Below are 23,862 nucleotides of genomic sequence, written 5' to 3' on the forward strand. Positions count from 1 at the left end.
AGGAACGAGGAATCTCCGTAAGAAACTCGACAAAGATTGGTTTATAGGAACGGAGTCACTCGTGGAGATTCCTCGTTCCTCGGAATGACAAAAATGAGTGCAAAATACTTTTGTCGATAAATTGAGAACAAAAAAAAATCCAAAACTCGAAAGCTTTGGAATTTAATATTTTAAAAATTGGAATTTAAAACCTTATCTGCTCCATTCAGCGATACTGTCTTTATTCAATTTTACGTAGTCAGCATTGTTTGCTGCTTCTGCAGATGCTAAAGAAGCTTTTGCTGTTTCGATTGCTCCTTTTTTATCTCCTTGTTTCGCTTGAATCAAAGATTTCAATCTTGAAACATAATAAGGTTTATCAGAACTCATATCTAAAGCTTTGTCTACATAATTTCTAGCAGTTTCAATATTTCCGTTTGATTGGAATAAGTATTGAGAAGCATTAAAATAATCGTTCCAAGTTGGGCCAGCTAGGGCTTTATCGATACTTGCTGTAGCAATTTTTGCAGTTGGAACTTCAAATTTTAAAGCTACATGAGAGTTTTCCCAAGCAATATCTAAATACCCAAAATTTGGATCTAGACCATTAATACCAATTGTAAATGTTTCAACAGGAGTTGGAAGGGCATCTTCTTTTACTGTAGTTTTTAAAGCTACATAAGCATCGCTCCAGTTTTCTGGCAATCCCCAGTTGTCTGTAGAAAGATAGAAAATGATATCCCAGCTTTCAATTCTTGGAACTGTATAAATTGCATATTTTCCTTTCTTCAGCGTTTTTCCATCAATTATAACGTCATCACTAAAGTTAATGATTGTATTTTCGTTAGCTCCTGTTCTCCATAATTTCCCAAACGGAACTAAATTTCCGAATACAGCTCTTCCTCTCGCTCCCGGTCTTGAATACGTAACTTCAACATCGGTTAAACCGACAGTTTGCTTAATATATCCTTTTGGACTTGCTTGTGGCGTTTTTACTTGTGCTTCTGATGCTAATGGTGCTAAGATCAGGGCTAAAGCAATAAGTAGTTTCTTCATTATTTTAAGTTTTATTTTTTTCAAATTTACAAATTCAATCAGCTAACAAATGTTAAATTTAATATAATTCAGGGCTTAAGCTGTGATATTTTTTCAGCATTTAACTCATTAAAATGGTCTACAACTAAGTCTGCTTCTGATAGATCCTGAAGATGAGAATGCTCACTTTTGTATCCTACACAATAAATTCCAGCACCTTTTGCCGCTTTTACACCATTTGTACTATCTTCAATGATAATACATTCTTCTTTCGGTGCAACAGATAATGAAGCCGCATGAATAAATATTGCAGGATTGGGTTTTGATTGAGGGAAATCTTCTCCACTCACAATATGTGTAAAATATTGATGCAAATTGAATCTTGTAAAAACACGATCGATTGTTACTTTGGAGGCTGAGGAAGCTAAAATCAATTGAAGGCCGTTGTTGTATAAATCTTTAATTAAATCTTCAACTCCGTCTAAAAGGTATAAATCTTCCTTAGTATCAAAAGTATCATTAAAAATAGTTCTTTTTCTCTGAATCAAATCTTCTACTTCCTGCTCTACACTTGGAAAATAGCTTTTTAACGTTTGAAATGTATTTCGAGTCGAAAATCCTGTAAACGTCGTATACATTTCCTCTGGAACTTCGATATTCAATTCTGAAAATTGTAAATAATAAGCATAACGATGAACAGGCTCTGTGTCTACAATTACGCCGTCCATATCAAAAATTACTGTTTTAATCATTTTTTTAAGTTTCTAAGATTCTGAGCTACTAAGATTCTAAGTTTTTTGCTTTGATTCTGTATTAAAACTTAGTGTCTCAGAATCTTAGCATCTTAGTATCTTATTTGCTCAACAAATGTCTAATTACTGTTTCTGCTGCATGCAAGCCAAATAATCCTGGCATGTAGCTATTTGTTCCGTAGAAAGATTTTTTGAAGTTTTTTCCGTCTGTCAGTTTTAAGCTTTTTTCATCTTGAATTTCAGAAGAGAAAACCACTTTCAATTTGTTTATTTTTGCTTCTTTTAAACGCTTACGAATTGTTTTAGAAAAATAACAGTTAATCGTTTTTGAAATATCAGTAACTTTTACTTTAGATGCCAACATTTTTCCGCCAGCGCCCATGCTGCTGATGATTTTTACTCTTTTGCGTTTTGCCGCAATAATCAGATTTAATTTTGGCGTGATACTGTCAATGCAGTCTAAAACATAATCAAATTCTGGAGAAACAATCTCAAAAGCACGTTCTGGAGAAAGAAATTCCTGAACACGAGTTAAATTTAATTCTGGATTAATATCCATTAAACGATCGCCTACAATCTTAATTTTTGGCTGACCAACTGTAGAATGCAAAGCTGGCAATTGACGGTTAATATTGGTAATATCTACGACGTCTCCGTCTACAATTGTCATGTTTCCTACTCCTGCTCTCGCTAAAAATTCTGCTGCAAAAGATCCAACTCCTCCTAGTCCCACGACCAAAACATTAGATTTCTTTAAATTCTCTAATCCTTCTGTAGTAAACAAAAGTTCAGCTCTTTCTGTCCATTCTGCCATTATATTCTTTTTTGTTGTTTTTAGTTCTTTTTTTGTTTCAAGTTTCAAATTTCAAGTTTTGCCGCTTGTCACCCTGAACAAAGTCGTAGGGCGCTCCAATTGGAATCGGACTTCGACTTCTCTCAGTCTGACAAACCTTTAGCCCAAATAGCACTTACTTTTCACTTTTCACTATCTAAAAATACTTCGATAATTACTTAAAATAATCCCTTGCAATTCTTTTATATCTAAATATTTATATTTTGAAGCTAATTCATAAACTTGTTGAATAGACTCTTCAATCGTATCTGTTTCTAAGAAAAAACGATCATTTGGAACATTTTGGAAAACCGTTTTTAAATCTGGATTTTTCAATAAATATTTTCCAAACGAAAGATAAAATCCAGCGTTAATCAATTGCTCAGCTAACTGATTATTTTTCGAAAATCCATGAATAATCATCGGAACTGAAATTTTCATTTTCTTCTTGATTACCATAACTTCCTGAAAAGCCGCAACACAATGAATCACTACAGGTTTTTTGAATTTTTCTGCTAATGCCAATTGTTTTTCAAAAACTGAAATCTGCAAATCTAACGCAACTTCGATTCTTTTATCTAAACCACATTCGCCAATTGCTAAACAATTTTCAATTTGCAGTTTTTCTTCTATAATTTTCAAATCTACATCTACCCTACTGTCGTCAATATACCACGGATGAATTCCGATAGAATAAAATGGAATTGTAGCATCAAAATCTTTTGGATACTGATTAACCAGCTCTAAAACATTAGATTGATTCGTAAATTGATGCGTATGAAAATTAAAATATTCCATTAATGAAAAGCTTTTACACCCGCTTTAATTGCAATTTTCAAATCATTTTCTAAAGGAACAAGCGGACAAGAATATTTGTAATTGTACGCGCAATAAGGATTATAAGCTTGATTAAAATCGACTGCTATAGTATTTCCCTTTGGAACTTCTAAATCAATATATCGGCCTCCAATGTAACTTTCTTTTCCGGTTGTTAAATCTGAAAAAGGCAAGAAAAGATGATTTTTATACTGTTCCTGAACTAAAAGTTCTAAACTTTGGTAAACTGATAGCTGGAAGGCTTTGCCATTTATTTTAAAATGCAAAGTTCCATATTTAGTGTATTTTGAAGTGCGAGTTCCAGAAGTTTTCATATCAAAAGCTTTTCCGCCTTTTGCCTTAACTAAAGTAGCATTTACGAAATAAGTTTCAGAAATAGGAAAAAAGTCTAAGCTTTTGAAAGTTTTTAAATCTTCAGCCATTAATGGACTCGTCTTAGGATCAGCATATTCCGCATTGATTTTCTTTTGGAATTTTTGAGCGTCGGCTTTAGTAAACTTTTTTTGAGCAAAGCCAAAACTAAATACCAACAATAAAGCTAGGGCGTTTATAGTTTTCATCTTAGAAATTTTATGCAAAAATAGTTCAAAATCAACAAAACAACAATCACTTAACGCGACAAAGTTTGCTAACTTTGTGACGATAATTTATCACACAAAATGCTTAAAAACGCCCTAACCCACTACATTAATAACTTTCGAGGTTTTACCAGAGAAGTTTGGATTCTTGCCATCATTACTTTTATTAACCGCGCCGGAACAATGGTTCTTCCCTTTTTATCTAAATATTTAAAAGAAGATCTTCATTTTACGTACAATCAAGTTGGATGGATCATGGTCGCTTTTGGTTTTGGATCAATGCTGGGTTCTTGGCTTGGAGGTAAACTTTCAGATAAAATCGGATTCTATAAAATCATGATTTTTAGTTTATTTACCAGTGGCGTCGCGCTGTTTTTTGTTCAATACATTACCACTTTTTGGCACCTTTGCATAGCAATGTTTTTACTTATGACCATTGCAGATATGTTTAGACCAGCAATGTTTGTATCTCTTGGTGCTTATGCCAAACCTGAAAATAGAACTCGTGCACTTACGCTGGTGCGCTTAGCAGTAAATTTAGGCTTTGCAGCAGGACCAGCACTTGGAGGTTTGATTATTATGGGAATGGGATATTCAGGTTTGTTCTGGGTTGATGGAGCTTCTTGCATCATCTCAATTTCGATTTTTGCCTTATTGGTTAAAGAAAAGAAAAAAGCAACTCACGATGACAAAGAAGAAAGCGCTACAGATGTAAAATCGGTTTTTCATGATAAAATTTTCTGGGTTTTCTTATTTGTAAGTTTCATAACTGCAATGATTTTTTTCCAGTTATTTACCACTTTACCTTTATATCATAATGAAAAATTTGGCTTAAGCGAATTCCAAACAGGTTTGCTTATGACTTTAAACGGTTTACTAATCTTTTCTCTTGAAATGCCTACAGTTGGATTTTTGGAACGAAAAGCTTTTCCCAAGATTCGAATTATTATTGTCGGGTCTTTTGTCATGGCAAGCAGTTTCTTTCTACTACTGATTAATTTCTGGGCAGGAATTTTGGTTGTGAGCATGGTTTGCATTTCTATAGGAGAGGTTCTTACCTTTCCATTTTCTAATGCTTTTGCTTTAAGCCGCGCGCCTCGCGGACAAGAAGGCCGGTACATGGCATTGTATACGATGAGTTTTAGCCTAGCTCATATTATTAGTTCTAAGCTTGGATTTGAAATTATAACTAGATTCGGCTACCAAATCAATTGGCTTTTTATGGCATGCATTGGTGTGGTTGCAACAGGATGCTGTATCTGGATTAGAAATGCTTTAATTAACGAGAAGGTCTAACAATCTATTTAAAATTACTTGTAAAAAAACCTCGAACTTATTTCGAGTTTTTTTTATAAGTAATTAATTATTTTTCACTCCTTTTTTTCAACTTAAAAATATAGATCATATTTCCAAATACCAATAAAATGAGAACAGGATAAAAATAATTTACAACATAATATGAATCTCCGATATTTAAATTAAAATAGTAATCAGAAAAATAAAAAAACAACAACGCTACAATACCTACTATTAGGAATATGTAAAACTTAATTTTCATTTCATTTTATTATTAAATTATTAAAACAAGCATTAAACATCGTGCAACAGCCAAAATTTTGAATCTTGAAAACTAATATTATTAGCAACATAGTTTAACAAGAAGCGAAATTATCAAATAAAATCTTATTTTTTATACGGTTTTTCGTAATGAAAAGGTTTTAATCTTATTAAAAGAAGGAACCTATTTCAGATTTACATATTTCAGAATAAAAAGCATCAAAATCACAATTTTCCATATAAGTGCTTGAAATTTAATTTATTACCATTAAATTTGAATGATATTTTTGCGCTCTAAACTGAAATCCAACTTAATTTTTAGTTAAATAACTATTTTTATAGTTGTGTAACTAAAAAAATAGTTGTAGGTTTGAATTAAAATTAGAGAAGATGCAGAAGTTAACAAACAAAGAAGAAGAAATCATGATGATTTTATGGAAGCTTAAAAAAGCTTTTGTAAAAGAAATTCAAGCTGAAATAACAGAAGATCAGCCGCATTACAACACTTTATCGACAATTGTTCGTAATCTGGAAGAAAAAGGATATGTTGGTCACAACGCTTTTGGAAACACACATCAATACTTTCCAATTGTAGCCATTGAAGATTACAGAAAAGGATTTATGAAAACCGCAATTGACAATTACTTTAATAGTTCTTATAAAAGCATGGTTTCCTTTTTTGCTAAAGAAGAAAAAATTTCAGCAGACGAATTGCGTGAAATTTTATCAATGATCGAAAACAAAAACGAAAAAAAATAATCGGCTTATGGAAGCACTTTTCATATACATAGTCAAATCGAGCAGTTTAATGCTTATATTTTATTGCGTTTACTTCTTTTTATTGCGAAAAGAAACATTTTTTAGCAGTAACAGATGGTTCCTCCTTTCCGGCCTGATTGTCTCGATAATTTTACCATTATTGACTTACACAAAAGTAATATGGATTGATGCTGCTCCCGAATTAAGTGCAGATTTCCAAACAACATTAGTAAATGACTCAAGTATTGAATCGACAGAGTTCAATTGGAATTATATTATTCTTGGACTTTACGGCATCGGACTTTTAATATTTACCATAAAACTGGCCATCGATTTTTACAGTTTAAATTCGATCATTAAAGGAAAAACAATCAAACAGCAAGCCGATTTTAAATTCGTAGATATCAACGAAAACATTGCACCTTTCTCCTATTTCGAATATATTATATATAACTCATCACTTTACACCGCTTCTGAATTGGAAAACATTCTTGAACATGAAAAAGTGCACAGTGATCAAAACCATACTTTAGATGTATTGATTTCGAGAATCTTTAGTATTATTTTCTGGTTCAATCCAATAGTTTGGTTTTACAAAAAAGCAATTACTCAGAATCTCGAGTTTATTGCTGACAGCGAAGCTGCTAAAAAACTTTTAGATAAAAAAGCGTATCAATACACGCTTTTAAAAATAACAACACACGAAAATTGCGTTGCAATCACCAATCATTTTTATCAATCATTAATCAAAAAACGAATCGTTATGTTAAACAAAAATCAATCAAACAGGAGAAATTCCTGGAAGTATTATGCTGTAATTCCAGCTTTAGCAGCTTTTGTGTTATTATTTCAAATTGAAGTAATTGCAAAAGAAAGACCGCAAATTGTAAAAACAAATTCTGGAGACATTAGATCTGTTGATGTTTATCAAATTAAAAAAAGTACAACTGACAAAGAATTAAAAGAACTTGCGGGAGTATTGAAAAAATTGCACAACATAGATTTAGAAGTTTCTAAAGTTAAAAGAAACGCATTGAATGAATTAACTTCAATTAAGGTTGATTTGATCAATGGAAATGAGACAACGCAATCTATTCAAACAGGAAAAAAAGAAGCTATCAAAGATTTCGGAATAGTTATCGTTACAGGAAAAAATGGAGCTAGAAGAGCTGGCATTAAAACATATGATGAAAAAATCGCCGTAAGCAAAAGCCTTACTGTCAATGACAAAGAAAACAACACCATAGAAATTAAAAATACAACTACTAATTCACAAACCAATGTTAACGTTAATTCTAATACTAGTACAAAAACTAACAGTGATACTAATACAAATGTTAGTGCTTCTTATGTAATCACAAATTCAGACAGCCATAACACTAAAGTAACTACCAGTGATGGTAAAACTAAAATTATAGTTTCGAACTCAACAAAAACTAATTTAAAAGATCAATTGATAGTTGTTGATGGAGAAGAAATGCCATCTAACTTTGATATCAATAGCATTAAAGCTGAAAATATTGAATCAATAAGTGTGTTTACAGGAATTAATGCTACTAACAAATATGGCGATAAAGGCAAAAATGGAGTTATCGAAATTGAAACGAAAAACTAAAATCATTTATTCTTAAATAAAATGCAAAAACTAACCAATAAAGAAGAAGAAATCATGCACATTTTATGGAAGCTAAAAAAGGCTTTTGTAAAAGAAATTCAAGCAGAGATTTTAGAAGATCAGCCACATTACAATACTTTGTCTACCATTGTTCGTAATTTGGAAGAGAAAGGTTATGTCGCGCACAACGCTTTTGGAAACACACATCAATACTATCCAGCTGTAAGCATTGAAGACTATAGAAAAGGATTTATGAGTACTGCAATTGATAATTATTTTAATAGTTCTTATAAAAGTATGGTTTCATTTTTTGCTAAAGAAGAAAAAATTTCAGCAGATGAATTGCGTGAAATCTTAAACATGATCGAAAATCCAAAAGAAGGTAAATAATCAAAATAGTTATGGAAGCACTTTTCGTTTTTATCCTAAAATCAAGCGGGTTGCTAGCAATGTTTTACTTTGCTTACATTTTTTTACTTCGCAAAGAGACTTTTTTCAACAGCAGTCGTTGGTTTTTATTGGCCGGATTAATTACTTCTGTAATACTGCCTCTTGTAGTTTATACTAAAATAATTTGGGTCGAAGCAACGCCTGCGCCGGCGCTCGACCCAATAATCACAACTACAACGAATGCAAAGCATATTCCAACTTCAAATTATGATGTTGCTTATTACAAAGCTCATTATAAGCCAACAACTGTATCTGTTGTCGAAGAAAAAAATTTTGAAATCAATTGGAATTTAGTTCTGGCCATAGTTTATGGAATTGGCTTCTTAGCCTTCATGATCAAATTTGCGCTTGATTTTTATAGTCTCAATACTGTCTTAAAAGGAAAGAAAATTGAACAGCAGGAAGATTTTAAGTTTATTGATCTTAATGAAAATATCGCACCTTTCTCTTATTTTGATTACATAGTATATAACTCATCACTATATACTTCGGAAGAACTAGAAAGCATTTTGGAGCATGAAAAAGTGCACAGTAACCAAAAACACACCATCGATGTTTTGATTTCGAGAATCTTTTGCATCCTGTTTTGGTTTAACCCGATTATCTGGCTCTATAAAAAAGCTATTTTACAAAACCTTGAATTCATTGCAGACAATGAAGCTTCAAAAAAAATTGCCGACAAAAAAGCGTATCAGTACACGCTTTTAAAAATAACAACGCATGAAACTTGCGTTGCAATCACCAATCATTTTTATCAATCATTAATCAAAAAACGAATTGTCATGTTAAACAAAAATCAATCAAACAAGCGAAATTACTGGAAATATTCGGCGGTAATTCCTGCTCTTGGTGCTTTTATTCTTTTATTCCAAATAAGAACTATTGCACAAGAAAAAAAACAAACTGAAGTTACAACTATCCAAAAAGACACTATTGAAGACGATGAAGAAACAATCAAAATAACCAAAAACACTACCGATAAAGAGTTGAACGAGCTATCTGGAAAATTGAAAGCTAACCATAATCTTGATGTTGAAATTTCGGATGTAAAAAGAAACACTAAGGCCGAATTAACTGCAATACAAATCAAAGTAAAATCGGATTCTGGTAAAAAGCAAACCATAAAAATTGATGGTGACGAGGCAATTAAAGACTGTGAACTAGCAATAGGAACTGATGAAAATGGAGCAAAATCTATCAACATCAATACAGACAGAAATCTTAGAATGCCAATAATGATCAGAAACGAAAGAGTTATTATTCGCAATCATGGAGAGTCTGATGTTGCAGCTCCAGTTCCACCAACTCCACCTGCATTTCCTGCCGGACCAATGCCTCCAGTTCCTGCAATTGACATGTCAAAAATGCCAAGACCGCCAGTTGCTCCAAGAAATCCAAAAGATAAAGTAGTAATGGCTAAATTTGAAAAAGACATGGAAGCTTTTGAAAAACAAATGGAAGCATTTGAACCACAATTGAAAGCTTATGAAAAACAAGTTGAGGCTATCATGTCGCAAAGAGCTGAAGTATATGAAAAAGAAATGGAGAAGTATCAAATAGCAATGGAGAAATTCAATGTTAATATGGAAAAGTTCAACTATGACTTTAAATTTGATTTTGATACTGATTCTAAAGATTATGAGAACAACATGAAGCAATACGAGCAAGACATGAAACAATATGAGCTTGATATGAAACAACATGCGAAAGACATGAAGCAGCATGCCAAGGACATGAAACAACATGAAAAGGATATGAAACAGCATGAAAAAGACATGAAAGAAATGGAAAAACAGAATAAAAAAGCTTAATCAAATTCTTTGAACTATTTAAAAACCAGTGCTAAAACACTGGTTTTTAAATTTAATGTATCCTTCTAAACTATAAAACACACTTAACATGAAAAGAAACATTTCAATTTTATTTTTGTGCATTAGCCTTTCAATAGCAGCCCAAAAGAATGCAACTGAAAAAAGTATTTTCATTGTAATGGACAAAACCGCTTCTATCCTTTCTCAAAAATCAAAAGCAAATTCAATTTCTATTGGAGTTGTCAAAAATGGAAAAACATATACCAGACACTACGGCGAAATTGACAAAGGAAAAGAAAACATTGCTACTAATAATACTGTTTTTGAAGTTGCTTCTATTACTAAATTATTTACAGGTTTACTTACTGCCCAAGCTGTTTTGGAAGGGAAATTGGATCTAGACGAAGACATTAGAAAATACATTACAGGTTCTTATCCTAACTTAGAATACAACAGAACGCCTATTACAATAAAAGATCTCGTTTCTTTTAGAACTGGTTTTAGTAAAGATTTGCCTGATACAGACGAATTGCGAAAAAATCGCAACGACAGTAGTTATCTGGCTTTTAAAAAAGTAGACGAAGCGTATAGTCGTGAAAAGTTTTTTGCAGATCTAAAGACCATGAAATTAGATACTTTACCTGGGACAAAATTCAAATATAGTAACGGAAGCTTAAATCTAACCGCTCATATTTTAGAGAATGTCTATCAAAAAAGTTATGAAATGCTTTTAAAAGAAAACATTCTTTCAAAACTAGGTATGACATCCAGTGGTATTAATTTAAATCCAAACATGACTATTGCACAAGGTTACAATCTTAAAGGAATTTTAATGCCTACAATTTCTGATAATTTATGGGGCGCTGCAGGAATGCTAAAATCTACATTGGGCGACCTAACCAAATTTATTGCCTACGAATTGAATACAAAAAATAAAATTGTTAAGGAATCGCAACGTAATCTTTTAAACAGCCTTACAATTTGGAATGGTTATTTCTGGGATTATATTGAAGTTGATGAAAACGGAAAAAACTGCTGGAAACATGGTGGTGCATTTGGAACACAAAATATGTTGTTGATTTATCCCGAGCGTCAAATGGGAATTTCAATTATTGTAAATATTAGCGATGAAAATACAGGTAATGCACTTGGCGAGGCCATTGTTAGACTTTCCAATGAGTTATTGAGCGAAAACAAAAAGCAAACTGGCATTTACGGTTACAAAATCGTTAATAAGAATGTTGTATTTATGTACGAACATGATAAAAATTTAGACCCTAATTTTGTTAAAAGTGTCTCCATTGCAGGTTCATTTGACAACTGGAATCCAAATGATCAAGATTTTCAAATGATTCAGAAAAGTAAAAATACATTTGAATTATCCGTGCCAAAATCAAAATTTGAAAAAGACAAAACACATCTTTTCAAATTTGTCATCAATAAAACCGGCTGGATGGAGGCACCAAAAAATGCCATAAATCGTGAAACTGATGGAGACGAAAACCTGATTCTCAGAATTTAAATACTTTTTACATTTTTACTGTCAAAGACTTTGTTTCAAACACAAAGTCTTTTTTTATATCTTTGAAAAAAACAAATCTACCATGTATAAATTATTAGCCAAACTAAATAAGCTACTTTTGCCCAGCTTTACCAAACAAGGTCTAGACATTTCAAAAGCAAAGAAATGGCAAATGGCTATTATTGGTTATCGCGCTTATGTTACCAAAAAAGCTTTAGGCAACTAGTTTAAAATACATATTTATTTATCCGACAGAAATAATCTTCTAAGATTCTGTCATACTTTTTATGAAAAACAGAGAAATCAGCTTGCCTCCTGTTCCAGCAGTATTATTAGCAATTATTAGCGTGCAGTGCGGAGCCGCAATTGCAAAAACTTTATTTCCCGCCATCGGTGCAGCAGGCACTGCCTCTATACGCATTGGCGTTTCGGCATTAATTTTACTACTGGCTTATAGACCAAATCTAAAAGCTGTAACCGCACAGCAATGGAAAATCGTAATTCCGTACGGTTTGTCTTTAGGCGCTATGAATTTGATATTTTATTTTGCTATAGAAAGAATTCCAATTGGTTTAGCCGTAACATTAGAATTTGTTGGTCCGTTATTGCTAGCCATAGCAGGTTCAAAACGTTTAGTTGATTATTGTTGGGTCTTATTGGCGGCTATTGGCATTTTACTAATTGCCCCTTGGACCAACGATCGCTTAGATCCTATCGGAATTATATGTGCGCTTTTAGCTGGAGCTTTTTGGACTGCTTATATCGTTTTGGGAGGGAAAATTTCGAAAATAATGAACGATGGCTATGCCGTTTCTGTAGGAATGCTATTTGCAGCACTTTTAGTCTTACCATTTGGTTTTTTAGAAAACGGACTAAACAATCTTACTCCCAAATTATCCGGAATGGGTGTTGCTCTTGCCCTTTTGTCAAGTGCTATTCCGTTTACTTTAGAAATGAAAGCTTTAGGAAAACTTCCGCCACGTACTTTTAGCATTCTAATGAGTTTAGAACCAGCAGCCGCTTCTATTTGTGCATTTATATTTTTGAATGAAAATTTAAGTTTCTACGAAATTCTAGCTGTAGTTTGTGTTGTAATCGCTTCCGCAGGAAGTACTTTGACCGCCAAAAAATAATTTTAAAAAAAAATAAAAATAAAAAACCCAAATTCCAATTTTAAATTGGAATTTGGATTTTTCAAATTTGGAACTTTTCTACTTTATTTCTTAGGAAGCAAAACAGCATCAATAACATGAATCACACCATTTGACTGATTTACATCTGCAATGGTAACTTTCGCCTTATTACCATTTTCATCACTTATATATAAGTCTTTACCTTTCATCCAAGCAGTAATCGTACCACCAGCAACTGTTTTAATACTAGCTTTACCCTTACCTTCTTTAATTGCTTTTGCAATATCAGCTGAATTCCATTTTCCAGCAACAACGTGATAAGTTAAAATTCCTTGAAGCATTTTTTTGTTTTCTGGTTTTAATAATGTTTCTACAGTTCCTTTTGGCAATTTATCAAACGCTGCATTTGTAGGCGCAAAAACAGTAAACGGACCAGCTCCTTTTAATGTTTCAACCAAATCTGCCGCTTTTACTGCCGCAACCAAAGTCGTATGATCTTTTGAATTGACAGCGTTTTCGATAATATTTTTATTCGGATACATTGCTGCACCACCAACCATTACTGATTTTTGTGCATTTGATGTAAATGCAAATCCCAAAGCTAAAACTGCAAGAGCTAAAAATTTTCTAGTTTTCATATTTAAATGATTTTAAGTTATAAGCTCATTTACGCAGATAAAATTGTTTTGGTTTTCTATTGAAAATATTTTCGTCTATAAAAAATGCTTTTATTTTGCTAATGATTAACAAAATCAAGACTTTAGAATCCTTAACTATTTTTCCAAATTTTTCAAGAATACTTAATTTTTGTTTCTATTTTATTACTAAATTTAAAATCAAAACTCATCGTTATGAAAAATTTACCAAAGAAAGTCAGAAGCAAAAAACTAAGTTCAAGAGTAGATTTAACTGCAATGGTTAGTGTTTCTTTTCTACTGATTATATTTTTTATGGTTGTTGGAGAATTGTCAAAGCCAAAAGTAATGGATATAAATTTCCCTGATAACGATTGTTGTGATTGCTTTCCTGTTTATCCTGAAGAGAGTCGCTCGTTTACAATATTATTAGACGACAACAATGAGTTAGTGTATTTCGCAGGAAATTTAGAAAATCCAATTAAAAAACCTCAAAAAAAAGTTTTTGAAAAGTCAAGAATAATGAAAGAGCTAAACAATTACAACTCATTATTATTGAATAATCATAAAAAAGGAATCGTTGTGTTTATCAAACCATGCAAAAAATCAAATTTCGGTAATCTAGTCAGCATTATTGATGTAATGAAAACATGCAATATCGAATCATATAATATTGTGAATGAGTTCACACCAGAAGAATCTAACTTGCTTGCTTCCAATCAGAAGCATAGTAGTAACTAAACTTTTTTACCATGAAAAATCTACCTCATAAAGTACGCAGCAAAAAACTAAGTTCAAGAGTTGATTTAACCGCTATGGTCAGTGTTTCCTTTCTGTTGATAATATTTTTTATGGTTGTTGGAGAATTATCGAAACCAAAAATGATGGATTTGAGTATGCCAGGAAGACATTGCGATGAAGAATTTAACGGAATTACTAATTGTAGTGCAGGTACTGACACGCGCTTAATAACGGTACTATTAGATAAAAATGATAAAATAATAATGTATTCCGGACTTTTATTTGATCCTATAGGAAAACCAATAGAAATTAATTACGGGAAAAATGGGATTCGTAAAGAGCTTTTTAATAAAAAGAAAATGATTCTAGACTTTTCATCATCAATAGGAAGACCAAATAATGGCCCAATTGTAATTATAAAACCTAGCAAAAAAAGTAATTTTAAAAATTTAGTCGATATTTTAAATGAAATGGCTGTTGCGAGAATCGAAACTTATACGATTGTACCAGAATACACTCCAGAAGAATCAAAATTATTAGCTTCAAAGTAATTTCCAATATACAACAAATCTTTGCATCGTTGTGCCTTTGTGGCAATACCAAGTAACAAAAAAGTCCCACATTTCTGTGGGACTTTCTATTTAATTCTTAATGAATTTCATACTTGATCTTCCTTTGCCTGATTTCACTTTTATAAAATAAGTACCAGTTCTAAGCTTTGAAATATCAATATTTGAAGTCATTTTTGCGTTTGGAACTGCAATTACCAATTGACCTAAAGCATCAAAAATTTCAAATGATTGTATCTCGATACTGTCGTTCTGCGAAATATTCAAAACTTGACTTGCTGGATTTGGATACAAATTCAAATATTTAGAAAAATTAAAATCCTCCGTTGATAAAACAGCCTTAAATGTTGAAGTCGCCTTATTAGTCAAAATAGGAAAATTATAATCAAAATAAATATTAGCATCATTCGTAAAAGTATCTCCAACTTGTAATGTTGGTTTTGTTTTTATTTTAAAAGCAATATAACCATCATTACTCGCATCGTCAAAAGGCAGATTTATATTTTCGAATATAAATTCTACTTTATTTCCTTCTGAAATTTTAGTTACAAAAGAATGGCTTGAACTTGTCGGAATTAAAGTAGAAATATCAAATTTTAATAAATCAATCATATCTTTAACCACAATATTTTGTGCTGAATATGTCCCTGCATTTTCAAAGCGAATCATGTAATGCACATACTCACCTATTAAACTTGGCGTAACAATAGAACCTTCTAAACAAGTTTTGTCGTTTGGATCGTAGGAACCAACAACTGTTTGATTTAAAGTAAAAGTATTGTCTAATGGTGTTTTGTCGTTACTGTCAGATTCCACTTTTGTTGTATAAGTTATTATATCGCCTATATTAACAGGAGGTGTTTCAGTTGGTCTATTGACTTTTAAAGAAACAATTATTTGCCTACTTTCAAATGGTTGCAAATTATTAAAATTCCATACTATTTTATTTACTGCTTTAGTTTTAAATAAAACATCTGAAGAAATATATTCTAATTTACTATCATCAAAATCCAATTTAATAGAACCTGCTTCAATAGTATTTCCTTTATTCTTATATATAATTTTATATTTAGCATTAAAACCAGGCCTCGCATCTTCTATTGGCAACATAACAATTTCTAAATCAGAATGTGAACCGTTTGGTGTTACACAGAAATCCTGCGAAAAAGGACTCTTCTGTGTTGGAAAAGTAACAGCTACACTTGTTGGAGAGACATAAAAATAGGATGGATTTTCAAATTTTGGGCTTATTGTGTGCGTTCCTGCTTGTACATCATAATGATAATTTCCTGAAGTATCAGAAATTAAATAACCCGAATTAATACCATCCGAAAATGATAATTTTAAATTTGGGTAATTTATATCTAAAACATCACATCCATTATTATTACTATCTAACTTGTTTTTTCCTTCAACGGTATAAAAAACTCCTCCCGGGACAAAATTGCAATAAGAATTAACGTTAAATGTGAAATACTTATAATTATCTTTTAATCCTAAAAGATAACCAATTTCACTTTCATCTGCACAAACATATAAATCATAAGTATTGTAATCGAAATATAAATCATTATCCTTTTTACCATTTTTCAAAAATAAAGATGAAAGATTATTATGACTACAATCCAATTTAGTAAGATTAAACAATCCAGAAGCATCTAAAGTTTCCAAAGAATTATTATTACATATCAACTCCCTGATTTTTAAATTATTTTTCAGAGACAGGGTTGATAATTTGTTAAAAGAACATCGCAAAAAATCTAAACTACTTACTTCTGACAAATCTATATTTGATAGCATATTTTTATCACATAGCAAAGTAGTCAAATTTGGTAATTTAGTTAAAACTAATGTAGAAATTAAATTATCAGGACAATCTAATCTATTAATATTTGGCAAGTTAGATAAAGTAAGTTTTGATAATTTATTTAAAGAAATATCAATATAATTAACTTTACCTAAATTATCAATATTTGAGGCAGTTAACAAGTTACCGCTACAATTTATCCTTTCTATATTTAATAAATCTTTAAAATCCAAACTCAATAACTTATTTTCAGAACAAACCAGATTTGTAAGTTTAGTTTGCCCAGCTAAATTTAAATTCTCTAATTGATTTTTAGAACAATTCAAATAAACTAATTCTAGATTATTTGAAATATCCAAACCCTTTAATTTATTATTTGCGCAACTTAACTCTTTTATACTTATACAATTAGATAAATCTAATGTCGATAAAAAATTACCAAAACAATCTAAATAATTCAAATTTTCTAATCCATTTAGATTTATATTCAACAAAGTGCTAGTTTGGCAATATATTTTTTTCAACTTAGTTAATCCGGATAGATTTAAACTATTTAACACTTCATGATTATTTTCTAAGTGCAATTCAGTTAAATTAATCAATGTGGTAAAATCTAAATTAGAAAATTTATTCCAATCAATATATAAAACACTTAAGTTGGTGAAAAATTCAATACCTTGAAGATTAGCAATATTACAGTTTGCAACATCTATATAACTAACTTGTAGTGCTTCTGAAACTTGAATTTCACCATCGTCATTTGCATCAATTTTAAATAAATTTCCTGCCAAATCTTTTGCTATTGGTGAATATTTACCTGATACAAGCAGCCTTGACTTAAATTTAACATCAGAAAAATTAATAATCTGCGCACTTAACACATTCATAAAACTCAAAGTCAGAACCAAAAAGTAGATTTTTTTCATATGTGGTATTTTCATACAAAAATAGTTTTTTAGCAGAATAATACAACTTTATGTGTTAAAATATCTTAAAACAAAAAGTATAAAGCAAAAAAAAGTCCCACATCACTGTGGGACTTTCTATTTATAGGAATCTAAGAATTATTTTTTCTCAGTTTTTTCCATTTTAGCTTTTAAAGCAGCTAATACATCATTGTTGTCACCTAAAGTCGCAGCAGGTGCGTTAGTAGATGCAGATGTAGTAGTTTCAGCAGCAGCTTTCACGTTTTTCTCTTCTTCTTCTCTGAAGATAGCAGTGTGAGAAGCAACAACTCTTTTGAATTCTTTGTTGAATTCAATTACTTTGAAATCAGCTGTATCACCTTTTTTCAATTTCTTTCCGTCTTCTTTTTCAAGGTGACGAGTAGGAATGAAAGCAACGATATCATCTCCGAATTCTACAGTAGCTCCTTTGTCAACGATTTCAGAAATCTCACCGTTGTGGATAGTTCCTACAGCGAAAGAATCTTCGTATTGATCCCAAGGATTAGCAGTAGTTTGTTTGTGACCTAAAGATAATTTACGTCCTTCAACATCTAATTCTAATACAACAACATCAAGTTTTTCACCAACGTTTACAAACTCAGATGGGTGTTTAATTTTCTTAGTCCAAGATAAGTCAGAGATGTAGATTAATCCATCAATTCCTTCTTCTAATTCTACGAAAATACCAAAGTTAGTGAAGTTTCTAACGATACCTGTGTGTTTAGAACCTACTGGGTATTTAGAAGTAATGTCAGTCCATGGATCTTGAGTCAATTGTTTGATACCTAATGACATCTTACGATCTTCTCTGTCTAGAGTTAAGATAACTGCTTCAACAACATCTCCAACTTTCACGAAGTCCTGAGCAGAACGTAAGTGAGTTGACCATGACATTTCAGAAACGTGGATTAAACCTTCAACACCTTCAGCAACTTCGATGAAAGCACCGTAATCAGCGATTACAACTACTTTACCTTTAACTTTATCACCAACAGTTAAGTTAGCATCTAAAGCATCCCATGGGTGAGCGTTTAATTGTTTCAATCCTAATTGAATTCTTGTTTTCTCATCATCGAAATCAAGGATTACAACGTTTAATTTTTGGTCTAATTCAAGAACTTCACTTGGGTGGTTGATTCTGCTCCAAGAAAGGTCAGTAATGTGAATTAATCCGTCAACACCACCTAAGTCAATGAACACACCATAAGAAGTAATGTTTTTAACAACACCTTCTAATACTTGTCCTTTTTGTAATTGACCGATGATCTCTTTTTTCTGTACTTCAATATCAGCCTCGATAAGAGCTTTATGAGATACAACAACGTTTTTGAATTCGTGGTTGATTTTTACCACTTTGAATTCCATCATTTTGTTTACATATACATCGTAGTCTCTAATTGGCTTAACGTCAATTTGAGATCCAGGTAAGAACGCTTCGATTCCGAATACGTCAACAATCATACCTCCTTTAGTTCTGCATTTAACAAAACCGTTAACGATTTCTCCAGTTTCATTTGCTGCAATAACTCTATCCCAAGATTTGATAGTACGTGCTTTTCTGTGAGATAATACTAATTGACCTGTTTTATCCTCACGGATGTCGATTAATACTTCAACTTTGTCACCTACTTTTAAATTTGGGTTGTAACGAAATTCGTTTAAAGAAATAACACCTTCAGATTTAGCATTGATATCAACGATAACGTCTCTATCTGTAATTCTAACTACAACTCCTTCAACTACTTCTTCTTGGTCTGTAGCGATGAAAGTTTTTGATACTAGTTCTTCAAACTCTTGCAAGTTTTTCTCATCTACTGCATCGATTCCTTCTTGGAAGTTGTGCCAGTTAAAATTTGCTAAAAACTCTTCTTGTGATTTTGTTTGTTCAGACATGCTGATAAAAAAATTTGTATTCTGTTTTTCTCGAGTTTCTCTATGCGATAGAAAATACAGAAGTTGTTTTACATAAATGGTTGATTCCTAATGGAAACTCTTCTCTGCCAAAAGGACTGCAAAATTAATACATTTTTCTGAATTAACAAAACAAAACCCTAATGATTATCAGTATGATAATAAGAAGCAGAAGATTTAAGGTTTCAAAAGACCTTTAGTCCCGCTATCCGCTTCAATCTTTTGTGCCGAACCCCGGCACAAAAGGATTTCCACTGCTATCGGGGCTAGTTTAGAAAATTTAGTTTTTAAAAGACATTTATAATTCAAAAACCGACCAATTGTTAACCATCAATAACTAACCATCAACAATTGACCATCAATAATTAACCATCAACAATTGACCATCAATAATTAACCATCAATAATTAACCATCAATAATTAACCATCAATAATTAACCATCAATAATTAACCATCAATAATTAACCATCAATAATTGACCACCAACAATTGACCACCAACAATTGACCACCAACAATTGACCACCAACAATTGACCACCAACAATAGACCACCAACAATTGACCATCAACAATTAACCATAAACAATTGACCATCAACAATTGACCATCAACAATTGACCATCAACAATTGACCATAAACAATTAACCATAAACAATCAATTAACCATAATCAATTAACCATAAACAATTAACCATCAACCGGACACAAGTCCGGCCCTACAATATAAATCGAGCAAAAGCTCGATCCTAGTTCCGAAGGAACGAACCATATTGTAGGGCTGGACTTCAGTCCAGTTTAAACAAAGAATTGCAAGGCAATTATTAAGAAATTAAAAAATAGAAATTCATAAAACAACAACCCCGACAGCTTTTAAAAAACTGTCGGGATTACTATGTGCAACTATCTTCGTAAAAGTTCAAACCTTTGACAAAGATCTTATTGAACGACTGAAGACAATTCTACCCTTTCAATAAAGCTTATTAAATCTTTCGCATAACTGCTTGCCCTTCTTTCTATTTCAGATGCAGTAAATCCATCAACTGCTGATGTGCCATGAAAAAATAATGGATCTAAAAAAGTCATCTGAGCAAAATAAGCGGTTTGCTCGACGTTCTTAAAAAAGTCATTAATTCGAAAATTATGTTTTCCGAAAGTACGATATTCCCTTTCTAAAGATCCAACTGTTACACTAGCCAAAAGTTTTTTATCCTTCAATTTGTCTCCTTTTGAGCCATAAGCAAACTGATGCGTAAAAACAACATCAAACCACTGTTTCAAAATTGCTGGCATATTATACCAGTACAACGGATATTGAAATACAATCAAATCATGTCTCAATAATGCTTCTTGCTCCTTTGCAATATCTATTTTAAAATCTGGATATAATATTGCAAGATTTCGGATTTCAATATTCGGATTCGCTTTTTGAATCTCCTCTATAATTGCCTTGTTTGCAATCGATTCACCTATATTTGGGTGCCCTAAAATTAATAACGCCATTTTTAATTATTTTTATACTATAATTTTTATAGTAACAAAATTATTTATAGTTTCGCTAAGATGCAATAACTATCCATTTGGATAGGTTCAAAACTATGATATGAAAAAGATAGAATGCAAGTCTGATTTAATAAAGCTTGAAAATAAAATTTATCCATGCACAGTAAGCTTGGTAATGGATTTAATAGGCGGAAAATGGAAAGCTGTTATCCTTTATCATTTAAAAGACAACCCTAAAAGATATAATGAACTTAGAAAAGAAATGCCTTCGGTAACCGAAAGAACGTTAAGCCTGCAATTGAAACAATTGGAAGAAGATGGCATAATTTTCAGAACAGTCGATGGCAAAAAGCCACCTATAAAGGTAACCTATGGTTTAACCGACTTTGGCAAATCTTTCAAAGACATCTTAGAAACTATTACAACATTAGGAAATTCCATTGCCTCTCAAAAAGGTGTTTTTATAAATAAATAACAAAAAAAACTTTACTTGTCTTCGAGCTATTAAAAAAACAAACCCGGCAGGTTTTAAAAAACTGCCGGGTTTACTATATGTAATTGCATTTATTTTAATGACTCAAATTCTCAATCTCCTTTGGATCATGTTTATGTTTAAACAAAACAGCAAAAGCAATCGCAATAACCAATGCATAAGCCGCAAAAGATAACCATATCGTATGCCAATCTTTCATAAAAACAGGATTCGTAAAAATTCCATCTGCAGAAATTGAATTTCCTTGCCCTTTTACAAACTCAACCATTTTTTCATTTGTAGCATCTGTTTGTAAAAATCCTGCTAATTCCGTTGTATTGGCAAATGATTTTGTAAAGAAACGATCAATAGCCCAACCAGAAGTCAAACTTCCTAAAACTGCTCCCACTCCATTTGTCATCATCATAAACAAACCTTGTGCAGAAGAACGAATTTTAGAATCAGTATTGCTTTCTACAAATAAAGAGCCAGAAATATTAAAGAAGTCAAATGCCATTCCGTAAACGATACAAGATAAAATAATCATCCATAAACCATTTATAGGGTCTCCAAAAGCAAATAATCCGAAACGAAGAACCCAAGCCAACATACTAATCAACATAACTTGTTTGATTCCGAAACGTCTCAAGAAAAATGGAATTGCCAAAATAAATAAAGTCTCAGAAACCTGAGAAATAGACATAATAATCGTTGAATATTGAATTACAAATGAATCTGCATATTTTGGAAAGTGTTTAAATTCATCTAAAAATACATCTCCGTAAGCATTTGTCAATTGAAGTGCTCCTCCTAAAAACATAGAGAAAACAAAAAATAATGCCATTTTATAATTAGCAAACAACTTAAAAGACTCTAAACCAAAAGTTTCAATCCAAGTTGCATTTTCTTTAATCAGACGTTGCGGCTCGCATTTTGGTAATGTGAAAGCATAAACTCCAAGAATCAAAGCGCCAACTCCAGCAATATAAAACTGATATTCAGTCGCTTTACTCCCACTTAGATTAGTAATCCACATGGCAACAATAAAACCAATTGTTCCCCAAACACGAATAGGCGGAAAATCTTTTACAATGTTTTTATTATTTAACTTAAGCGAAGTATAAGATATTGAATTACTTAAAGCGATTGTTGGCATATAACAGCACATTGCTAAAAGCATTACAATAATAAAAGTATCTGGAGTAGTAACTTGCGCAATTCCGAAAAGAACTGCAGCGTAAAGAATATGGAGAGCACCGTATAATTTTTCGGCATTAATCCATCTGTCGGCAATAATACCTGTAAGTGTAGGCATAAAAAGAGAAGCGATTCCCATGGTTCCGAAAACTAGTCCGAATTGAGTTCCTTCCCAGTTTTTTGTGCCAAACCAATAATTTCCAATTGTTATAAGCCAGGCTCCCCAAACAAAAAATTGAAGAAAGCTCATTAAAATCAACCTGTTTTTAATCCCCATATGATAAAAATTGTTCTTTAGTAAAAATGAAGCGGTAAAACTACCATTTAAAATAATATCTGCAAAAAATTATGCTGTTTTAACAACATCATTCACTAATTCTAGAACTGCAGCAAATTGTTCTTCTTTGTTTAAGTAAGAATTATCAATCTCAATTGCATCATGTGCAATTACCAAAGGAGAATCTTCACGGTGTGTATCCATATAATCTCTATCGACTACGTTTTTCAAAACTTCTTCATAAGAAACATTATCGCCTTTTTGCTGTAATTCATCAAAACGTCTTTGTGCGCGTGTTTCTGCACTTGCAGTCATAAAGATTTTCAATTCAGCATTAGGAAAAACTACCGTTCCAATATCCCTTCCATCCATTACGATAGCTTTATTCGTTCCCATTTCTTGCTGTTGTTCTACTAGCTTAGCGCGAACTTCAGAAACTGCCGCTACCTGACTAACAAAATTAGACACTTCGATCGTTCTAATTTGTTTCTCAACATTTTCACCATTTAAATGCATTTCTGCAAAGCCCAAATCTGAATTGAATCGAAATTCTAGTTTAATATCTACTAATGCTTCAATCAAGGCTTCCTTCTTAAAAAAATCAGCTCCAATTAAATTGTGTTGCATTGCAAAGTAAGCTACAGCGCGATACATTGCACCAGTGTCCACATAAACATATTCCAATTCTTTTGCCAATTGTTTAGCAAGAGTGCTTTTACCAGTAGATGAAAATCCGTCGATAGCAATGGTAATTTTTTTCAATTTTTTATTTTTTAATTTTTATTCTTTTAGTGTCTGTTTTATTTGCAGAAATAGAAAATTCACAGCCAAAACTAATGCAAATGTAGCCATCTTTCTCTTTATATGGAATAGCCGATAAAGGTTAAAAAAAAACTTTTCACTATCGAAGTCAAATTACTTTCGACAATAAAAAGTTATATT

At 31.9% G+C, this 23,862-nt stretch carries 22 protein-coding genes; 11 read left to right on the forward strand and 11 right to left on the reverse strand.

Annotated features, from left to right (window positions below; genetic code table 11):
* Positions 1–192: 192 nt before the first annotated feature.
* From ABTV69_RS17005 to ABTV69_RS17025, 5 genes are all read right to left on the reverse strand, one after another.
* On the reverse strand, positions 193–1,035 hold the full coding sequence (locus ABTV69_RS17005) for a DUF2911 domain-containing protein (RefSeq protein WP_433830860.1): 843 nt from the start codon (positions 1,033–1,035) through the stop codon (positions 193–195).
* Between the two features lie 68 nt (positions 1,036–1,103).
* Positions 1,104–1,766, reverse strand: coding sequence for an HAD family hydrolase (locus ABTV69_RS17010; protein ID WP_433830862.1), 663 nt, complete (start codon positions 1,764–1,766; stop codon positions 1,104–1,106).
* A 100-nt stretch (positions 1,767–1,866) separates the two neighbouring features.
* The gene (locus tag ABTV69_RS17015; protein WP_433830864.1) at positions 1,867–2,580 is read right to left on the reverse strand and encodes a tRNA threonylcarbamoyladenosine dehydratase; all 714 of its coding nucleotides are present in this window, start codon (positions 2,578–2,580) and stop codon (positions 1,867–1,869) included.
* Between the two features lie 171 nt (positions 2,581–2,751).
* Positions 2,752–3,396, reverse strand: coding sequence for a TatD family hydrolase (locus tag ABTV69_RS17020; RefSeq protein ID WP_433830866.1), 645 nt, complete (start codon positions 3,394–3,396; stop codon positions 2,752–2,754).
* Positions 3,396–3,995 (reverse strand): DUF1684 domain-containing protein, encoded by a 600-nt coding sequence (locus ABTV69_RS17025; RefSeq protein ID WP_433830868.1) that lies wholly within the window; start codon positions 3,993–3,995, stop codon positions 3,396–3,398. The genes ABTV69_RS17020 and ABTV69_RS17025 overlap by 1 nt, the downstream gene beginning before the upstream one ends.
* A 99-nt stretch (positions 3,996–4,094) precedes the next feature.
* On the opposite strand from ABTV69_RS17025, the gene ABTV69_RS17030 reads away from it, so the two are divergent.
* The 8 genes from ABTV69_RS17030 to ABTV69_RS17065 all read left to right on the forward strand — a co-directional run bounded on the left by ABTV69_RS17030 (position 4,095) and on the right by ABTV69_RS17065 (position 12,860).
* On the forward strand, positions 4,095–5,309 hold the full coding sequence (locus ABTV69_RS17030) for an MDR family MFS transporter (RefSeq protein ID WP_433830870.1): 1,215 nt from the start codon (positions 4,095–4,097) through the stop codon (positions 5,307–5,309).
* 651 nt (positions 5,310–5,960) lie between these two features.
* Positions 5,961–6,329 (forward strand): BlaI/MecI/CopY family transcriptional regulator, encoded by a 369-nt coding sequence (locus ABTV69_RS17035; RefSeq protein WP_095931146.1) that lies wholly within the window; start codon positions 5,961–5,963, stop codon positions 6,327–6,329.
* Positions 6,330–6,336: 7 nt separating this feature from the next.
* The gene (locus tag ABTV69_RS17040; protein ID WP_433830873.1) at positions 6,337–7,944 is read left to right on the forward strand and encodes a M56 family metallopeptidase; all 1,608 of its coding nucleotides are present in this window, start codon (positions 6,337–6,339) and stop codon (positions 7,942–7,944) included.
* Positions 7,945–7,965: 21 nt separating this feature from the next.
* Positions 7,966–8,334 (forward strand): BlaI/MecI/CopY family transcriptional regulator, encoded by a 369-nt coding sequence (locus ABTV69_RS17045; protein WP_202003003.1) that lies wholly within the window; start codon positions 7,966–7,968, stop codon positions 8,332–8,334.
* Between the two features lie 11 nt (positions 8,335–8,345).
* The gene (locus ABTV69_RS17050; RefSeq protein WP_433830875.1) at positions 8,346–10,205 is read left to right on the forward strand and encodes a M56 family metallopeptidase; all 1,860 of its coding nucleotides are present in this window, start codon (positions 8,346–8,348) and stop codon (positions 10,203–10,205) included.
* An 88-nt stretch (positions 10,206–10,293) separates the two neighbouring features.
* Positions 10,294–11,727 carry a serine hydrolase gene (locus ABTV69_RS17055; protein ID WP_433830877.1) on the forward strand — a complete coding sequence of 478 codons (1,434 nt, stop codon included), beginning with the start codon at positions 10,294–10,296 and terminating at the stop codon, positions 11,725–11,727.
* 82 nt (positions 11,728–11,809) lie between these two features.
* Positions 11,810–11,953 (forward strand): SsrA-binding protein, encoded by a 144-nt coding sequence (locus ABTV69_RS17060; RefSeq protein WP_111368963.1) that lies wholly within the window; start codon positions 11,810–11,812, stop codon positions 11,951–11,953.
* A gap of 61 nt (positions 11,954–12,014) precedes the next feature.
* The gene (locus tag ABTV69_RS17065; RefSeq protein ID WP_433830879.1) at positions 12,015–12,860 is read left to right on the forward strand and encodes an EamA family transporter; all 846 of its coding nucleotides are present in this window, start codon (positions 12,015–12,017) and stop codon (positions 12,858–12,860) included.
* Between the two features lie 83 nt (positions 12,861–12,943).
* On the opposite strand, the gene ABTV69_RS17070 is transcribed toward ABTV69_RS17065, so the two are convergent.
* Positions 12,944–13,498: a fasciclin domain-containing protein gene (locus ABTV69_RS17070; RefSeq protein ID WP_433830881.1), complete on the reverse strand. Its 555-nt coding sequence runs from the start codon at positions 13,496–13,498 to the stop codon at positions 12,944–12,946.
* 213 nt (positions 13,499–13,711) lie between these two features.
* On the opposite strand from ABTV69_RS17070, the gene ABTV69_RS17075 reads away from it, so the two are divergent.
* On the forward strand, positions 13,712–14,236 hold the full coding sequence (locus tag ABTV69_RS17075) for an ExbD/TolR family protein (protein WP_433830883.1): 525 nt from the start codon (positions 13,712–13,714) through the stop codon (positions 14,234–14,236).
* A gap of 11 nt (positions 14,237–14,247) precedes the next feature.
* On the forward strand, positions 14,248–14,787 hold the full coding sequence (locus ABTV69_RS17080; RefSeq protein ID WP_433830885.1) for an ExbD/TolR family protein: 540 nt from the start codon (positions 14,248–14,250) through the stop codon (positions 14,785–14,787).
* A gap of 90 nt (positions 14,788–14,877) precedes the next feature.
* Here the strand turns inward: ABTV69_RS17080 and ABTV69_RS17085 are convergent, their stop codons facing one another.
* The 3 genes from ABTV69_RS17085 to ABTV69_RS17095 form a co-directional block, all read right to left on the reverse strand.
* Complete coding sequence (locus ABTV69_RS17085; RefSeq protein ID WP_433830887.1) at positions 14,878–17,553, reverse strand: DUF7619 domain-containing protein; 2,676 nt, start codon at positions 17,551–17,553, stop codon at positions 14,878–14,880.
* Between the two features lie 123 nt (positions 17,554–17,676).
* The gene (rpsA, locus tag ABTV69_RS17090; RefSeq protein WP_111376332.1) at positions 17,677–19,452 is read right to left on the reverse strand and encodes a 30S ribosomal protein S1; all 1,776 of its coding nucleotides are present in this window, start codon (positions 19,450–19,452) and stop codon (positions 17,677–17,679) included.
* Positions 19,453–20,410: 958 nt separating this feature from the next.
* Entirely contained in the window at positions 20,411–20,974 is a 564-nt protein-coding gene (locus tag ABTV69_RS17095; protein ID WP_433830890.1) for an NAD(P)H-dependent oxidoreductase, read from the reverse strand.
* 100 nt (positions 20,975–21,074) lie between these two features.
* Between ABTV69_RS17095 and ABTV69_RS17100 the strand changes: the two genes are divergently transcribed.
* On the forward strand, positions 21,075–21,449 hold the full coding sequence (locus tag ABTV69_RS17100) for a winged helix-turn-helix transcriptional regulator (RefSeq protein ID WP_433830892.1): 375 nt from the start codon (positions 21,075–21,077) through the stop codon (positions 21,447–21,449).
* A gap of 94 nt (positions 21,450–21,543) precedes the next feature.
* Here the strand turns inward: ABTV69_RS17100 and ABTV69_RS17105 are convergent, their stop codons facing one another.
* Positions 21,544–22,920 carry a nucleoside permease gene (locus ABTV69_RS17105; RefSeq protein ID WP_433830894.1) on the reverse strand — a complete coding sequence of 459 codons (1,377 nt, stop codon included), beginning with the start codon at positions 22,918–22,920 and terminating at the stop codon, positions 21,544–21,546.
* A gap of 69 nt (positions 22,921–22,989) precedes the next feature.
* Entirely contained in the window at positions 22,990–23,682 is a 693-nt protein-coding gene (cmk, locus tag ABTV69_RS17110; RefSeq protein WP_433830896.1) for a (d)CMP kinase, read from the reverse strand.
* Positions 23,683–23,862: the final 180 nt, after the last annotated feature.

Source organism: Flavobacterium anhuiense (genome assembly GCF_050990855.1).
Classification (GTDB): Bacteria; Bacteroidota; Bacteroidia; order Flavobacteriales; family Flavobacteriaceae; genus Flavobacterium; species Flavobacterium anhuiense_C.

Excerpts from the sequence above, each read along its gene's own strand:
- ABTV69_RS17035 (WP_095931146.1), top strand. The coding sequence starts at position 5,961 with ATGCAGAAGTTAACAAACAAAGAAGAAGAAATCATGATGATTTTATGG.
- ABTV69_RS17065 (WP_433830879.1), top strand. The coding sequence starts at position 12,015 with ATGAAAAACAGAGAAATCAGCTTGCCTCCTGTTCCAGCAGTATTATTA.
- ABTV69_RS17010 (WP_433830862.1), bottom strand. The coding sequence starts at position 1,766 with ATGATTAAAACAGTAATTTTTGATATGGACGGCGTAATTGTAGACACA.
- ABTV69_RS17015 (WP_433830864.1), bottom strand. The coding sequence starts at position 2,580 with ATGGCAGAATGGACAGAAAGAGCTGAACTTTTGTTTACTACAGAAGGA.
- ABTV69_RS17075 (WP_433830883.1), top strand. The coding sequence starts at position 13,712 with ATGAAAAATTTACCAAAGAAAGTCAGAAGCAAAAAACTAAGTTCAAGA.
- ABTV69_RS17050 (WP_433830875.1), top strand. The coding sequence starts at position 8,346 with ATGGAAGCACTTTTCGTTTTTATCCTAAAATCAAGCGGGTTGCTAGCA.
- ABTV69_RS17060 (WP_111368963.1), top strand. The coding sequence starts at position 11,810 with ATGTATAAATTATTAGCCAAACTAAATAAGCTACTTTTGCCCAGCTTT.
- ABTV69_RS17095 (WP_433830890.1), bottom strand. The coding sequence starts at position 20,974 with ATGGCGTTATTAATTTTAGGGCACCCAAATATAGGTGAATCGATTGCA.
- ABTV69_RS17005 (WP_433830860.1), bottom strand. The coding sequence starts at position 1,035 with ATGAAGAAACTACTTATTGCTTTAGCCCTGATCTTAGCACCATTAGCA.
- ABTV69_RS17025 (WP_433830868.1), bottom strand. The coding sequence starts at position 3,995 with ATGAAAACTATAAACGCCCTAGCTTTATTGTTGGTATTTAGTTTTGGC.
- ABTV69_RS17045 (WP_202003003.1), top strand. The coding sequence starts at position 7,966 with ATGCAAAAACTAACCAATAAAGAAGAAGAAATCATGCACATTTTATGG.
- ABTV69_RS17040 (WP_433830873.1), top strand. The coding sequence starts at position 6,337 with ATGGAAGCACTTTTCATATACATAGTCAAATCGAGCAGTTTAATGCTT.
- ABTV69_RS17105 (WP_433830894.1), bottom strand. The coding sequence starts at position 22,920 with ATGGGGATTAAAAACAGGTTGATTTTAATGAGCTTTCTTCAATTTTTT.
- ABTV69_RS17070 (WP_433830881.1), bottom strand. The coding sequence starts at position 13,498 with ATGAAAACTAGAAAATTTTTAGCTCTTGCAGTTTTAGCTTTGGGATTT.
- ABTV69_RS17020 (WP_433830866.1), bottom strand. The coding sequence starts at position 3,396 with ATGGAATATTTTAATTTTCATACGCATCAATTTACGAATCAATCTAAT.
- ABTV69_RS17080 (WP_433830885.1), top strand. The coding sequence starts at position 14,248 with ATGAAAAATCTACCTCATAAAGTACGCAGCAAAAAACTAAGTTCAAGA.
- ABTV69_RS17030 (WP_433830870.1), top strand. The coding sequence starts at position 4,095 with ATGCTTAAAAACGCCCTAACCCACTACATTAATAACTTTCGAGGTTTT.
- ABTV69_RS17085 (WP_433830887.1), bottom strand. The coding sequence starts at position 17,553 with ATGAAAATACCACATATGAAAAAAATCTACTTTTTGGTTCTGACTTTG.
- ABTV69_RS17055 (WP_433830877.1), top strand. The coding sequence starts at position 10,294 with ATGAAAAGAAACATTTCAATTTTATTTTTGTGCATTAGCCTTTCAATA.
- rpsA (WP_111376332.1), bottom strand. The coding sequence starts at position 19,452 with ATGTCTGAACAAACAAAATCACAAGAAGAGTTTTTAGCAAATTTTAAC.
- ABTV69_RS17100 (WP_433830892.1), top strand. The coding sequence starts at position 21,075 with ATGAAAAAGATAGAATGCAAGTCTGATTTAATAAAGCTTGAAAATAAA.